The 13,940-nt window shown below is 70.2% G+C and carries 14 protein-coding genes; 5 read left to right on the plus strand and 9 right to left on the minus strand.

Translation table 11 applies throughout. The features are described 5' to 3' along the window. Positions 1-686: 686 nt before the first annotated feature. Positions 687-1,937 carry an ATP-binding protein gene (locus VGD85_RS10110; RefSeq protein WP_331063320.1) on the plus strand — a complete coding sequence of 417 codons (1,251 nt, stop codon included), beginning with the start codon at positions 687-689 and terminating at the stop codon, positions 1,935-1,937. A gap of 4 nt (positions 1,938-1,941) precedes the next feature. On the opposite strand, the gene VGD85_RS10115 is transcribed toward VGD85_RS10110, so the two are convergent. Further along, complete coding sequence (locus tag VGD85_RS10115) at positions 1,942-2,655, minus strand: hypothetical protein (RefSeq protein WP_331063319.1); 714 nt, start codon at positions 2,653-2,655, stop codon at positions 1,942-1,944. Between the two features lie 460 nt (positions 2,656-3,115). Between VGD85_RS10115 and VGD85_RS10120 the strand changes: the two genes are divergently transcribed. Further along, entirely contained in the window at positions 3,116-4,132 is a 1,017-nt protein-coding gene (locus VGD85_RS10120) for a tyrosine-type recombinase/integrase (RefSeq protein ID WP_331063318.1), read from the plus strand. A 274-nt stretch (positions 4,133-4,406) separates the two neighbouring features. Here VGD85_RS10120 and VGD85_RS10125 read toward each other — a convergent pair whose 3' ends face one another. The 3 genes from VGD85_RS10125 to VGD85_RS10135 form a co-directional block, all read right to left on the minus strand. Continuing rightward, positions 4,407-5,564, minus strand: a complete 1,158-nt coding sequence (locus VGD85_RS10125) for a hypothetical protein (RefSeq protein ID WP_331063317.1) — start codon at positions 5,562-5,564, stop codon at positions 4,407-4,409. Beyond that, a complete protein-coding gene (locus tag VGD85_RS10130; protein ID WP_331063316.1) occupies positions 5,561-6,196 on the minus strand; it encodes a hypothetical protein in 636 nt (211 codons plus the stop codon). Before VGD85_RS10130 ends, VGD85_RS10125 begins: the two co-directional genes overlap by 4 nt. A gap of 866 nt (positions 6,197-7,062) precedes the next feature. Beyond that, positions 7,063-7,698, minus strand: coding sequence for a cation diffusion facilitator family transporter (locus VGD85_RS10135; protein WP_331063315.1), 636 nt, complete (start codon positions 7,696-7,698; stop codon positions 7,063-7,065). 1 nt (position 7,699) lies between these two features. Between VGD85_RS10135 and VGD85_RS10140 the strand changes: the two genes are divergently transcribed. Further along, on the plus strand, positions 7,700-8,197 hold the full coding sequence (locus VGD85_RS10140; RefSeq protein ID WP_331063314.1) for a hypothetical protein: 498 nt from the start codon (positions 7,700-7,702) through the stop codon (positions 8,195-8,197). 171 nt (positions 8,198-8,368) lie between these two features. Here the strand turns inward: VGD85_RS10140 and VGD85_RS10145 are convergent, their stop codons facing one another. Together VGD85_RS10145 and VGD85_RS10150 are read right to left on the minus strand one after the other, a co-directional pair. Continuing rightward, positions 8,369-8,863 (minus strand): heavy metal-responsive transcriptional regulator, encoded by a 495-nt coding sequence (locus VGD85_RS10145; protein WP_331063323.1) that lies wholly within the window; start codon positions 8,861-8,863, stop codon positions 8,369-8,371. 443 nt (positions 8,864-9,306) lie between these two features. After that, positions 9,307-10,527 (minus strand): MFS transporter, encoded by a 1,221-nt coding sequence (locus tag VGD85_RS10150; protein ID WP_331063313.1) that lies wholly within the window; start codon positions 10,525-10,527, stop codon positions 9,307-9,309. Between the two features lie 591 nt (positions 10,528-11,118). Between VGD85_RS10150 and VGD85_RS10155 the strand changes: the two genes are divergently transcribed. Both VGD85_RS10155 and VGD85_RS10160 read left to right on the plus strand, forming a co-directional pair. Continuing rightward, a complete protein-coding gene (locus tag VGD85_RS10155) occupies positions 11,119-11,409 on the plus strand; it encodes a hypothetical protein (protein WP_331063312.1) in 291 nt (96 codons plus the stop codon). Between the two features lie 93 nt (positions 11,410-11,502). Then, complete coding sequence (locus VGD85_RS10160) at positions 11,503-11,949, plus strand: heavy metal-associated domain-containing protein (protein WP_331063311.1); 447 nt, start codon at positions 11,503-11,505, stop codon at positions 11,947-11,949. Between the two features lie 76 nt (positions 11,950-12,025). Here VGD85_RS10160 and VGD85_RS10165 read toward each other — a convergent pair whose 3' ends face one another. The 3 genes from VGD85_RS10165 to VGD85_RS10175 all read right to left on the minus strand — a co-directional run. Continuing rightward, positions 12,026-12,742, minus strand: a complete 717-nt coding sequence (locus tag VGD85_RS10165; protein WP_331063310.1) for a cytochrome c biogenesis CcdA family protein — start codon at positions 12,740-12,742, stop codon at positions 12,026-12,028. Positions 12,743-12,872: 130 nt separating this feature from the next. Further along, positions 12,873-13,247, minus strand: a complete 375-nt coding sequence (locus VGD85_RS10170) for a four-helix bundle copper-binding protein (protein ID WP_331063309.1) — start codon at positions 13,245-13,247, stop codon at positions 12,873-12,875. A 128-nt stretch (positions 13,248-13,375) separates the two neighbouring features. Continuing rightward, the coding region (locus VGD85_RS10175) for a heavy-metal-associated domain-containing protein (RefSeq protein ID WP_331063308.1) at positions 13,376-13,940 on the minus strand (565 nt) is incomplete at its 5' end.

A 13,940-nucleotide genomic window follows, 5' to 3' on the forward strand; every position in this document is an offset into this window, starting at 1 on the left:
TGGTTTTGCGGGTAGTCGGGCGCTGGATCGCACGTTGCCTCCGTCTTGGATCTCCCCTGCGTCCCAACGCTCGGCCAGGGGCGCGGTGCATCGCGAACTGATGCAGAATTGCTGGCGCCGGACCTGACTACCTCCACGCCCGACTGCCCCGGCCGCCTCGACTGCTCCGGGGGGCAGGTCGCTCAGGAGCAAGTCGTCCACGGTAAGCACGGTCCGGGCGCGCCTCCCAGGTCTCCTGGGCCGAGCCGACCGCGCTGGAGACAGGGCGCGGGATCCGTGGTCTCTCGCCATTCGGGAAAGAAGCAGGCTCACCTTTCCCGGATTCAGGGAAAGATTGTGGCATGCTGGGTCGCGTGCGGCCGCCCTCCTCCGGTCGCCCCCTCAGTCGCTCTCCGGTGGCTGCAGCGCCATCCGCTCGTCACGCCCGAGGGCAGCTTCAGCATCGAGCAACTGACCGAACCGGCTCCGCAGCCGGTTTCGTTGCCTCGGGTACGAACAGGTACTTCGCACCACATCGTTGCATACTGTCGAATACAGGCGTTGTAATATGTCGATTGCCGTCATTGCGCTCTGTCGACTATACACCTTGCGAATTATCGACTACAATCCCCAGTCAGTTCTGCGGCCTCGTCTGTCGTGTCCGGAGTCACTAGGTCTTTCTCGATCACCAGGCGCCAGGTATACGGATGCCGTACCGACCGCGGGTTGCTGATCAGGAGCTCGTCACGCGCCTCGCGTCGACGGGAGCGGTCGTCATCGAGGGGCCCAAGGGCTGCGGCAAGACAGCGACGGCTCGTCAACTCGCCGCCAGCGAGGTCCTCCTCGACGTCGACGAGAACGCGCGGCGCGCGATCGAGGTCGACCCTCGCCTGGTCCTGGATGGACCCGCACCGCGGCTCATCGACGAGTGGCAGATCGCGCCGTCCATCTGGAACCACATCCGGCGGGCGGTGGATGATCGGGGACGGCCGGGGCAGTTCATCCTCACCGGCTCCGCCGTCCCCGCCGACGACATCACCCGGCATACGGGGGCCGCGCGGCTCACGCGCCTGCGCATGCGACCCATGTCGCTCTTCGAGACGGGGCGCGCGACAGGGGCGGTCTCATTGCGCGACCTCCTCGCCGGGACGCCACCGAGGAGCATGGACACGGGGCTCACCGTGCCCGACCTGGCCGAACTGGTGGTCGTTGGCGGCTGGCCAGGCAACCTGACCCGCTCCGTGCCACAGTCCATGCAGGCCGCACGGGACTACCTCGACGAGATCCGACGCGTCGATGTGACGCGGGTGGACGAGCGGGCGCGGGACCCTGAGAAGGTCGGCCGCCTCCTGCGAGCACTCGCCCGACATGTGGCAACGGAGGTGAGCATCACCACGCTCAGTGCGGATGCGGGTGGAGCGGACGGCCCGCTAGCCCGGGACACCGTGATGGACTATCTCGCGGCACTCGATCGCCTGATGATCGTTGAGGACCAGCCGGCCTGGGCGCCGCATCTCCGCTCGCGCTCACGCGTGCGAAGCGCGCCGAAGCGGCACTTCGTCGACCCTTCCCTCGCCGCAGCCGCCCTTCGGGCGACACCGGAGCGCCTGCTTCAGGACCTGAACCTCCTCGGGTTTCTCTTCGAGTCGCTCGTCGTCCGCGACCTGCGAATCTACTCCCAGGCGGCCGATGCCACGGTCCTGCAGTACCGGGACAACACCGGTCTCGAGGTCGACGCGGTCGTGGAGGCGGCCGACGGGCGCTGGGCGGCGTTCGAGGTGAAGCTCGGACAGGGCCAGGTCGATAACGCGGCCGCGACGCTGCTCCGGTTCTCGGAGCGGGTGGACACCGGGAAGTGTGGGCCGCCGGCAGCGCTCGGGGTGATCGTGGCCACGGGGTATGGATACCAGCGGCCCGACGGAGTGGCGGTAGTCCCAATCGGCGCGCTCGGCCCCTGAGCGGTCACCGGATCGGTCGCGTAGGCTCCGGCCGGGTTGCTTCCTGCAGGGCCCGGTGGAGCCGCTGGAGCAGATCGAGGGCGCGCTGGTCGGCGGCCGGGAGCGCCCGGGCGGAGAGCGCGCCGCCCCCGGCGGCGAGCTGCGCCTGCCGGTATGCAGCGACCGAGGCCGAGAGGCTGGCGAGCGACTGCCCAGCGATGGCAATCGGGGGCGCCGCGCGTCGGGCGACTGCGGCGCGCGTGCGGCGGGTCATCTCCCGGTGTAGCCGCTCGAGGAAAGCAACGTACTCCTCGACATAGCCTGTCGTGTCGTGCTCGGCCCTCGCGACGTCCCACCGCCACGCGAAGACGTCCGGGTCCGTGGTTCTCCGCCTGTGGAAGCCGGGCGCGTCTCCCGGGACACCACCGGTACCACCGGCCGCCGCGGCGCGCGTTCCGGTGCGGGCGCGCCGGCCGCGCTTACGGTCGGCGGGATGAGGTAGGGCAGTGATCGCCTGCCGGAGCCGCTGGCGTATGGCGAGGGTACCGGCGTCGGTGCGGACGATCGCCTGGGCAAGACGGAGGGTGACGCGCGGGGAGCGGTACAGCTCGAACTCGAGCGGCGGGAGGTCCTTGAGGGCGTGCCCGAGCCGGGCGACGATGGAGATGTAGCCGCGGCTCGGCCGACTCCGTGCCGGGATGGATCTCCGGATGTCGGCCTGGGACTCTCCGCGGTCCATGCGCCGGGCCCACTCGACGGCGCGGTCGATCAAGTGCGCCCGCCGTGCCGGTGTCGGTGGCCGCCCGGCCGTCCGGGACTTTCGAGGAGGAGCACCACTCGGAGGAGCACCACTCATGAGCGGACCGCCGGTGGGCGGGCGGCCCGAGCGCACCTTCGAATGCACCTTCGAGTGCATCTTCGAGTGCACCGTTGTCCCGCGCTCCCGATCGGGGTGCGGGTCGTAAGTCTCGCTGCGATAGCCTTCTGGCATTCTCACCCGGGCGGTTGACGTCGTCGTCTTCTGTTTAGCGGCTAAACACCGCGTCTGTCAACTCTGGGGTCGGATAATTACACTTATCCGCACCTTGCGCTCGCGTGGGCGGAGGCGTACCGTACCAGGCATGTCCGGTCATGGCACATCCCACCTGTCCGATCCATCCGTGACGCCTCGCCCGCCCGTCGCATCAGGACTAAGGGCCGTGGAACGGCCGACCGCGGCTCCGGAGATGGTCTCCGCTATCGACGATACCCCGCACCACGAGCGGCCAGCCGATCTCACCCTCGCCGACCTCGCGCTCGCCGAGCGGCTGGATGCCTACGCTCGCCAGGCCGCCGGCGCATACGCCCCGAACACCGTCCGGGCTATCCAGTCCGATCTCCGGGTGTGGCAGCGCTGGTGCGAGGACGAGGGGAGGGCGCCGCCCCTTCCGGCCGCCTCCGCCGACGTCGCACGGTTCGTCGATGCCATGGCGGACGAGCGCTCCCCGGCCACGGTTAGGCGCTACCTGGCGAGCGTCGCCTTCCTCCACCGGGCCGCAGGGCTCGACGATCCGACGCGCGACCAGGTCGTCCGGCTCGCCGTCCGGCGCATGGCACGCGCCCGGGGCACCAGGCAGCGCCAGGCGGCACCTCTCGGCGAGCGGCACGTGCAGCGGATCGTGGGGAGCCTCCCCGGAGAGCGTCTCATCGAGCTCCGCGACCGGGCGCTCCTCCTGGTGGCGAGCGATCTCTTGGCCCGATCTTCGGAGCTCGTCGCGCTGGAGGTGGGGGACATTGAGCGCGCTCCCGACGGGAGCGGGACCGCGATCATCCGCCGGTCCAAGACCGACCAGGAAGGGCGGGGGAGCGTCGCCTACCTGTGCCCGGAGGCCTTCGGGGCACTCGAGGCCTGGTGCCGCCGGGCCGGGATCGCCGACGGCGCCCTCTTCCGGTCGGTGAGCCGGCACGACCGCGTGGGCCGCCGGCTCCACCCGGACATGGTCGCGCGGATCTTCCGGAAGCTCGCTGTCCGGGCGCGACTCGACCCGACTGACGTCAGCGGTCACTCGTGTCGGGTAGGTACGGCGCAGGATCTGGTAGCGCTCGGACTGGACCTGCCGGCGGTGATGCAGGCGGGGCGGTGGAAGACGGCGACGATGCCGGCACGGTACGCCGAGCGGCTGCTGCCGGGGCGGGGGGCAGTGGCGCAGCTCAGGCAGAGGCGATCGGCTCGATAAGGCACCAGAAGCGCCTCCGGCGACGAGCCCGAGGCACGCCGATGAGAGCGGCATGCCCATCTCCCATGGCCGCGGGAGAACCCAATTTCAACCGCCGTTGACAACGGCACCCGAAGTGGCCGAAATATCACCCCTTAGAGTGCCGTTGCGCGCACTTCCGGGCTAATGCTGGCCGAGGGAGCAGTCCCCGTATGAGGTTTTCAAGACCGTGCGGCCGGGCGTCGTGGTCGTCCCCCGGCTTCGACAGTCTGCTAAGCCGCGGCCGAGCAGCCACCTACCTCTGGCGCGTCAGGTGCCGCGCCCGATCGGCACGGTCCAGCGCGAGAAACTCTCGGAACGCCAACGGCAGGGTAGTGGCCAGTCGTTCGGCAGCCCAGTGGCCTGGGCCGTTCCATTCACTCGCGGCCGTACTCTCGAGGGCGAGCAGCACGCCTGTGGGGCTGCGATCGAGTAGCTTCTGAAACTCTGTCGCGATCGTCGGCGCGACGCACTCGCAGCCGGCCATGTGCTCCGTCGCGGCTGCGGCCTCTGCCGCGATCAGTGCCGAGGCGTCACCAGCGACCTCCGCTTGCTGCGCCATAACCATCTCGCGCAGTTCGGCGTCCATACACTCAAGATCTCTGTGGAGTACGAGAAGTCCCTGCGTCAAGACCCGATTGAGTCCACCGCCTGCGTGTGCTAGGGTCGCGTGGCGGGATAGCGTGGGCGGATGCGTCAGCTCGATGCTCCATGCCTCGTGGTCGACGAGCTGCGCCAGAACCATCAGCCGCAAGTCGAGTAGCGCGAGCGCGTGGAGCGCGTACATGCAGCTCGCGAACGCAGCCTCATCGCGGAGCGCGGGCAGCAGGGAACCAACGTGGAGCTTCATCCCGATCTGGTCGGCAACGAGCTCCCGCTCTTGAGCCGCCTTGAGCCGTTCATGGAGCGCTCCCTGGCGTTCGATCGCGTCATGCGGACCATCCTCCACGTGCTCGAGGGCGACGTGCGCGAGCTCGTGGCAGAGAACGAAGCGGAACGCGTACATCGCCATGGCATGCGCGACCTCCGTTTGCCTCGGCGTCATTACGAAGGACGGGAATCGCGGCTCCGCCACCGGAGTCGCCAACCAATCCACCGTCGTGGCTAGCGCCGCGCGCGCGGCTTCCCAGTTCGCCGATGGACGGGCCCCAGCTTCGTGTGTGGGGAGGAAGTAGGTCGCTGCCACGCGTGCATAGTGCTCAAGGAGGGCGAACTGCTGCCGTCCCACCAGGAGAAGCGTCTGGCCGCCGGCACGCACGCAGTAGCTGTTGACTCCGTCCGGCCCCTGCGTGACGCGGAGTTGCGGCGGGCGCAGCCGGGCATCCATCTCTGGCGGGCTGAGCCGGATCCGTTTCAGGATGCCGGCGACGAGTCCATCAAGCGGCAGTTCGCTGAGCGGCGAGTCGTCGCTCATGGACAGGACGTGACCGGCCGCATCCCGCGCACGTCGCTCAAGCGCAGTCGCATCGTCGGCGCAGTCGCCGCTCTGATGTCGACGTACCCACCGCTCGATGTCGTTAGCGTTCCACAGACGCTCGGCCCGGACTGTAGCTCGACCTCGAGTAGCACCGCTTGGCCGCGCGGTGCGAACCAAGTGAGGCCGACGGTGAGCATAAGCAACGCGAGGCTCACTGCCGTCGCAATCCTGGCCACGCCCAGCCATTTCACGGCCGTGCGCGCCAGCGCCAGCTGGACACCGGTGATGCCTCCGGCGTCGCGAAACTGCTCGCGTGTCATCTCGGCAGGCGTGCCGTACGCAGCGGCGAGCGCAGCGAAGGCGCCGACGATGGAGCAGGCGAGGGCCAGGAGCAACAGGGCGCCAACCGTGTGGCCGAACCATTGCGCAAGGCTGTCCGCATCCTCCGGTTTGCGGACGGCCAATACGACGGTGATCAGTCCGATTGTGGCGGCAAGCCCGTTTCGCCAGTTGGTGGCACTCGCCCGGACTGTCTCAAGCTGGCTCGCAACCAGTGCCGCCCAATCGCGGCTGTCTGCGAGGCTAGACGGCGTCGGTTGGCCGACCGGTGGTTGCAGCCGAGCGGGCATGGCTCAAGGCCAGGTCACTCGGACGCGGAAGCGCGATCCACAGCCACGCGTGTCCTTCGGCCGATTCGGGTGGGCGCCATCACAGTCGCAGGTCAGATCGAAGCTCAGGTCTCCGCTGGCGAAATCAATGCCCGCCTCGCGCATCGACCGCACCAGCGCCTCGCGTTGCAGGTCATTCAACCTAATTCCACCGGCGACGGTGACTAGCCACTCACGCGCGGAGAACGGGTCACCGCAGCGGGGACAGTGCCCAGCGAACTCGACCGCTACCGGCTCCCGTTCATTCGGGACGAGCAACGGCGTGATCGTAGTCATCGCTCGCGCGGTATCCCCTGGCCGCACATCAGCAGAGTACGGGACCGGTTGAGTCCGCTTCATCGTGATAACCCTCCTGCGGGTGGAGGTAGCGTCAACCGCGCCGCTAGGGGCTGCGAACTTTGCGCGACGCCAAGCTAGCGCAACTTGCTCAGCGAGGCCAGTACGGCGACACCTCCTGGAACTAGCTCGCGACCACCAGCTACCCGTTAGTGCGCGGAGTCGATTCAGTCCCCATACACCGGGGGTAGGGATTAGCTACGCGGACGGACAGCGCAGCGCGACGGTCTTCTCGCCCACGCGCCGCCGTCCCGTCCCGATTGCCACGGCGGTCGCCAATCAAACTGCTGGCGAATGTCGCGGTCGAAGGTACTGCTCGGCTCAGAAGGCCCGGTTCGCGAGGAGGCAGCTCGTTGTCGATAGCCTCAACAACCAGTCCGCCAGCGGCAAATGGCCACAAGCATGACACAAAGCGGACTTGGCGCGAAGCGCAGGAGTCAAGGTAACTTATTGATACGCCCAGGTTTAGCTCGGGGAGCCGCTGGCAACGTTTAGTAGCTGTCAACCGGTGCAATAGCCATTCTGCCAACCCTCCCTGCGTACTGCCGAACCATCGGACCAATGCTGCATCCGATCATGGCGTTCTTCGTCGCGTTCTTCGTCGCGCGTGGCTTGCGCCGGAGCGCGCTAACCCCTTCGGCGGTCTCGCAGGCCCAACCGAAGGTCCAGATGAGAAACCCGCCGAGGATCGCGCCGACGCTGTCCAATGCGTCGCTGAGCACGTGCAGCCATGCCCCGCGCACGTTGAGGCTCTCGCTACGACCGGCGTTCAGCAGCCAGAGTCCGAGTAGGTTCACGACGAGCCCGCCCGCGGCGATACCCATCATCAGCGCGCCGTGCACGTCCGGCGGCTCGCGGAGCCGCTCCCACGCTTCGACGAAGATGAAGATCGAGATCGCGACGAGCGTCGCCCCGTTCACGAGCGCGGCGAGGATCTCGGTGCGGTAGTAGCCGTATGAGTGCTTCGGCGTGGGAGGCCGCTCGGCGATCCACATCGCGAAGAGGGACAGCGCGAGCGCCCCGGCGTCGGAAAGCATGTGACCCGCGTCCGCAAGCAGTGCCAGCGAGTTGCTGAGAAGGCCGCCGACCACCTCGGCGACCATGTAGGTGGCGACCAGGGTGAGCACGATGGCCAGCCGTCTCCGGCTGCCCGTCCGCTTCGTGCCCCAGATCATCGCGGGGCGCGACATCCACTTCTGGTTCCGTCTCCTCGGCATCGACTCTTTCCCCAGCGGACGGTGGCGCGAGGGGGAGCCGGCCGCCACGGTGCTCGACACCGGCCGCTATGCCGCTGCGCTCGCGGCCGGGCGGCCAGCGCCGATGCCAATGTTCACGGCGTTCGCGCCCGAGGGGGTGCTCGCGGCCGATGGGACCCCCGTTGCGGCGGACAGCGTGATCTTCGCCACCGGATTCCGCCCTGGCGTCGAGTTCCTGCACGGCACCGCGGCCGTGGATGCGGCGGGACGGCCGCGCCAGCGGCTCGGCGTCAGCACGACCGTCCGGGGACTCTACTACGTCGGGCTCTCGGGCCAGCGGAGCCTCACGTCCGCGACGCTGCGCCGGGTCGGCCCCGATGCGGCGGCCGTGGTCCGGGACCTCGAGCGGCACGTCCGGCAGAGCCGCTGACGGTCCATCGGCGCGCCCGCACTGCACCTGGCCGCAGTCCTCGCGCTCGGCACCTCCGCGCCGGCGCGTCGGATGTGCCCGTTAGCGGCAGGCGGCGGGGACCGCGCCCGCACGCGCACGCGGTCGACGCCAGGTCGCCTCGCGCTCGTACGGTTCGCTGACGCGCTCGCATCAGGGCCGCCCTGGTGGTCGACGCCGAAGTCGGACCACCGGTTCCGTGTCGGCCGCGAAGGCCGGTGCGTCCTCCACGATGGCGCACACCTGGGCGCCGTCGCCCTGCGCTGCGAGATCCGAACTCCGTGCGACGAGCGTCGCGAGTTCATCGCGGAACGTCTGCAGCTCGGCAAGGCGCCGGTCCACGTCGGCGAGCTTCGCCGCCAGTGCCGTCTGCACACGGCCGCAGGGGCTCGATCCCTCCTCGGCGAGACGCAGGATGCGGCGCACCTCGTCGAGCGGGAGACCGAGCGCCTGCGCCTTCCGGATGAACCGCACGCGGTCGACGAGCTCCGGCGTGTACAGCCGGTAACCGCTCTCGGATCTGGGCGGCGGCGGGATCAGCCCCTCACGCTCGTAGTAGTGCAGGGTCTGCACGCCGACGCCGAGCGCCTTCGCCACGTCCCCTGCCAGCAGGCCGCGCGCGCGGACAGGTACCGTCGTGTCTGCCATGGTCACTCCCCGTATCCTCGTCCGATCCCATTCGGATGCAGCGACAACCGCACGCGCTCGGTCAGGCGTGCGGCCGCCGCGTCCTGTGCTACCCCCTACTACACCGCAACTACACCGCGAGCAGCGTCCGGACTCGCTCCGGCGTCGGCTTCCCCTCGCAGACGATCTGGCCATTCGCCACGATGGTCGGCTGCGCCCTGATCCCGTAGCGCCGGCCGGGCTCACAGCGCGTCTTCCCCTCGCAGCGGCGCTCTTAGACTACAGTCTATACCCGAGTAGAGCGTCAAGGGCGAGGAGGCGGCCGCGCGCGACCTCGGCCTTCGATCACGCCCGATGGGCGAGCCGGTCGCTCTGGGCGAGCCGGTCCCGTCCGGCGCCCATCGGAACTCGCGCTGCGAGGTCCCCGATCCGGGCTACTGTCGCGCTGGATCCCGCAGCCACGCTCACGCCGCGTGCTGCCGCTGCTCATCGCGGAACAGTGGGACGGCGAGCAGTCCGGCGACGAGTTGGACCGCGCCGAAGGCGAGGAGTGCGCTCGCAAGCCCGGACGCGGCGACCACGGAGCCGAAGATGAGGCTCCCGAGGCCCGAGCCGGTGAAGAGGAGGAACACGTTGAGCCCCATCGCCTGCCCGCCTCGTCCTCCGCCGAGCGCCGTCCCGAGCCTCGTGACGATGCCGGCGAGGAGCGGCTGCGTCATGTCGTAGCCGAGGGAGAGTACGACGATGGCGACCGTCGCGAGCGCGAGCGGGAGGTCAGGAGTGAGAACGAGTGCCGCGGTCGCCGCGAGCCCGATCCCGGCCGGGATGAGCCAGCGGCGGCCCCAACGGTCTGCTGCCCGCCCGATCACGGGCCCGAGAAGAAGGCCGGGCACGCCGTAGCCCAGCAGGGCGAGTCCGATGCCGACCTCGGCGAGACCATAGCGCTGTGAGAGGTACAGGCCCAGCCACGTGAAGACACCCGAGTGGAAGACGCCGTTCAGGAAGACGAAGGCATAGGTGCCCAGCCCACGGCCCGGTGCGAGCAGCAGGCCATACGTCCGACCGAGCTCCCGCAGGGTCGCGGTGAGTGGGCGGGGGGCGCTCGGCGTCCCCGCGGTGGCACGAGGGGGAGCCTGGTGGGCTGCCCCAGCGGCGCCCGCGCCTGCTCGATCACGGCGTCGCAGTAGCCGAAGGAGGACCACGGCCACGGGCACGGTGAGGACCCCCACCATGAGAAACACACCTCGCCATCCGACAGCCGGCTCGAGCAGCGCGCCCAGGGGCGCCCCGACCGCCATGCCGCCAGCCATCGCGCCGAACAGCCACCCCAGTGGCCGTCCGCGTTGCTCGTACGGGTAGAGGTCACCGACGAGGGCGAGCGCGATGGGTACGATGCCGCTGGCACCCAGGCCGGCCGCCACGCGCCAGGCGATGAGCTCGCGGACGGAGCCCGCCGTGGCGGTGAGCGGGACGAACAGCAGGAACGCCGCGAGCGACGCCAGCATGACGCGCGCGCGACCGACGCGGTCGGAGAGGATCCCGTAGACGAGGGTCGCGCACCCGTACGGGATCAAGTAGGCCGGCACCGCCAGGCCCACGCTCGTCGGCGGCGCCGCGAACACCGTCGCCAGGCGCGGGATGAGCGGGGCGACCATGTACGCCTGAAAGAATACGAGGAACGTCACCGCGGCCAGTGTGCGAAGGAGCCGCTCGCGCTCACGTTCACAGTCGCGGGTCGACGCGTCCGCGTCTGCGCTGTTGCGCCGTCGGGTCATAGGCGGCCTGGAGGGTATGGGTCCGCACTCGCCGTTGCCGCATGGCGCCGGTCACGGCGCGCGTCCGCACGCACCGGCCTGGAGTGGGGCTGTTGAATTGGCATCCGCGAAACGTGACCCCTCTACGCGACTAGAGAGTCAAGCACTGCAGGACGGGCAGTTGCAGGACGAGCGCCTCGATTCGCGGCGCTTGACTCTCTAGTCGAGTAGCAGGTGCATCGTTTCCGGTTCCTTCGCGTTCCTTGGTTCCCCGGTGACCTGTGAGACGGACACTGGTGAGCAATCGCGGTGCAGGGCGGTGCCCCGACACCTCCGAGCGTGGACACTCCGCGCGCCGGCCGGACGGTCCTCCTGCGCGAGGGCATGCCGGTCGTCGGCGGGGGGATCCCCCGCCGCGCTCACGCTGCTGGACTTCGTACACGACGTCTGCTCGGCCGTGCACCCGGTCGCGCTCTCCTCGCCCTTCCGCTGCACGGTCCCGCTCGAGGCGTTCGGTCTCGAGTGGGTGCACCCGACGCGCCGTTGGCCCACCCGCTCGACGACGGCACGGCGGCCGTGCTCGAACACTCCCCGGACGAGACTGGCGCTACCTCCGGCGCCGACGCCCGTGCGTGGCGCCGCCTGATCGCCCCGTTCGCCGAGCGGTGGCTGCCGCTCGCCGCGGACGTGCTCTCGCCGCTCCGGCTCCCCCGCGACCCGCTGCTGATGGCCCGGTTCGGGCTGCGCCTGGTCTGGCGCGGGTCTCCTGCGGGTCCCCGTGCGTGTCCGGTGCCGACCCCTGCAGGACCGTGATCGGTGCAGGTCCGCCCTTGACCCTCTACTCGACCAGAGGGCGTATGTTGAATGGTTCGCCGGTTCAGGTTCCCGACCCGAGGAGTGCGTTGCATGCCTACCGCCCCGCTCGCCCCGCTCGCCCGCACCGTCGCGCTCTCGAGCGCGCTCGCCGCCGTGTTCGCGGCCGCGCTCGCCGCCGTGTTCGCGGCCGCGCCGGACTACGCTGTCGCCCCCCAACCCGTGGGCGTCGTCGGCGCTCGCACGGCCGCGAGCGCAGTGCCGAGCGCAGTGCCGAGCGCAGTGCCGGGGGTGGATACGAGCCGCGTCGTGCTACGCGTGCAGGGGATGTACTGCACGAGTTGCGAGCGCACGGTCACCGCGATGCTTACGCGCACCGCTGGCGTCGTCCGCGCGCAGGTGAGTGTCAAGCGCGGCGAGGCTATCGTCCTGTACGATCCGATGCGGACCTCGGTGCCGAAGCTCGTCGCCGTCCTCGAGCGGCTCGGCTACCGCGCCATGGTTGCCCCGGCGGGCAAGCCGGCGGGCAAGCCGGCGTAGCGGACGCGAGATGGGCGGCCGGCATGGCGGCGGCCGCCCGTCGCGCACGACCACCGTCGCGCACGACCCCTTGTCGTCAGGCGAGGACCGTCGCCAGACGCACGAAGTAGACGGCCAGGCCGAGCAGCGCGACCCCGCTCACCACCTCGGCGGGACGCCGTGCGCGCTCGACGCGCCGGAGCCACGCGCCGAGTCGGCCGGCGAAGAGCCCGAGGGCCAGGAACGGGAGCCCGCGCCCCAGGCTGTACGCGAAGGACAGCCCCGCGCCGTAGGCGGGCCGTCCTATCGCCGCCGCGACCGTCAGGAGGAGCAGCAGCGGGCCGGCTGACGTCGTCACCGTCGCCACGCTGTAGAGCACCCCGTAGACGAAAGCGCCCGTGATCCCGCCGCGCTTCCGGATCTCGGGATCGGGTAGCCGGCGCCGGAGCGCCGGCGCGAGGAGCGTGGCGGCGCCGGCCGCGGCCGTGAGCACCGCGGCGCCCACGGCGAACGCCGGGCCCCACTGCGTCAGCAGCCGGCCCACCATCGCGGCGCCGATCCCGAGTGCGGTGATGCTCAGCACCAGCCCGAGGAAGAACGCCAACGAGAGGGCGCGGCCGCCCGACCAGCGTCCCGCCGGACCGCCCGCATGCGCGTGGGTGCCGACGTACCCCACGATCCCGATGCCCGCGGGCAGCGTGCAGGGGCAGGTGCTGGTCGAGAAGAGGCCCCCGGCGACCGCCACGAGGAGGGCGACGACCGGGTACTGGGCGACGGAGCCTGAGAGGCGCTCGATGAAGTCGGCGGGATTCACGTGGTAGGTAGTGGTGGGTACTGGTGGGGCGGACTCGCGGGGTCGCGGTGGGTGGATCGTGACGCGGGGGCGACAGGGCGCCGGTGGGCCGTCCGCCGGATTGGCCGACGGCCCGGACGGACGTCGCCTGTCAGGCCGCCATCTGGCGGCAGCTCTCGGCGCACCGGCGGCACGCCTCGGCGCACCGGCGCATGATGTCGTCGATGGCGCAGCCCTCCGCGTACGCCTTCTCGCAGGCCGCGGCGCACGCCTCGCAGATGTCCGCGCACACCCGACACTGCGCCGCGTGGTGCGGCGAGCCGCGGCTCATCAGGGTGGCCGACGTCGCGCACACGTCGGCGCACTCGAGGCAGAGCTTCGCGCAGTCTCGCATCGTCTGGTCGCCGCCCCCGCTGATACACTCGGCCGCGCACTGCTGGCAGAGCTGCAGGCACTCCTGGCAGCGCCGAATACACTTTTCCATCATCTGCTGCTGATCGGTCGTCGGTTGCGTCTGCGTTCCCATATCGCACCTCCTCACGAGCATGATGGCGGCGCCGCATGGTCCCGACACGGACGCCATCACCGCCCGGCGCCCGGGGTGCCTCATGCGTCCGTGAGACGCGCGGCGCCCCGCGGGACGGCCCCTTCCTCTCACCGGAAGCCCATCGCCTCGAGCTCGTCGCGCAACCGGTCCTCGGTGACGCGTGCCGGCTCGTAGGCGACGAGTACCTCCTTCCGCACGGCATCGGCATCGACCGTGCGGACGCCTTCGACCTTCCCCAGCTTGAGGCGGATACGCCGCGCGCAGGCGTCGCAGTGCATGCGTCGCGCGGGGATCACGGTCTGCACGACGCCCCGGTCCGCGGCGGCTGCCGCATCCTCCGTCTCCGCCGCTCCCAGGTCCAGCCGCAGCAGCGACAGGGTGGAGAGGAGCACCGCGGCGACGGACGCCGTGATGATCCCGATGGCAACCCACATGGTGACCAGCCCCGCCGCTGCCAGCCCGATCCCGAGCGCGTTGAAGGCCACCGCGATGGCGATGTTCTGCTGCATCTTCCGGTGCGAGGCGCGGCCCAGCAGGATCGCGCCCACCACCTTGTCCAGCTTGTCGCTGACGAGCACCACGCCGGCCGACTCCATCGCCACGTCGGTGCCCGCGCCGAGCGCGATGCCGACGTTGGACTGGACGAGTGCGGGCGCGTCGTTGATGCCGTCG

The organism is Nocardioides sp. (assembly GCF_036401255.1).
Lineage (GTDB): Bacteria > Actinomycetota > Actinomycetes > Propionibacteriales > Nocardioidaceae > Nocardioides.

Excerpts from the sequence above, each read along its gene's own strand:
- VGD85_RS10110 (WP_331063320.1), top strand. The coding sequence starts at position 687 with ATGCCGTACCGACCGCGGGTTGCTGATCAGGAGCTCGTCACGCGCCTC.
- VGD85_RS10115 (WP_331063319.1), bottom strand. The coding sequence starts at position 2,655 with ATGGACCGCGGAGAGTCCCAGGCCGACATCCGGAGATCCATCCCGGCA.
- VGD85_RS10125 (WP_331063317.1), bottom strand. The coding sequence starts at position 5,564 with ATGAGCGACGACTCGCCGCTCAGCGAACTGCCGCTTGATGGACTCGTC.
- VGD85_RS10130 (WP_331063316.1), bottom strand. The coding sequence starts at position 6,196 with ATGCCCGCTCGGCTGCAACCACCGGTCGGCCAACCGACGCCGTCTAGC.
- VGD85_RS10140 (WP_331063314.1), top strand. The coding sequence starts at position 7,700 with ATGGCCAGCCGTCTCCGGCTGCCCGTCCGCTTCGTGCCCCAGATCATC.
- VGD85_RS10145 (WP_331063323.1), bottom strand. The coding sequence starts at position 8,863 with ATGGCAGACACGACGGTACCTGTCCGCGCGCGCGGCCTGCTGGCAGGG.
- VGD85_RS10160 (WP_331063311.1), top strand. The coding sequence starts at position 11,503 with ATGCCTACCGCCCCGCTCGCCCCGCTCGCCCGCACCGTCGCGCTCTCG.
- VGD85_RS10170 (WP_331063309.1), bottom strand. The coding sequence starts at position 13,247 with ATGGGAACGCAGACGCAACCGACGACCGATCAGCAGCAGATGATGGAA.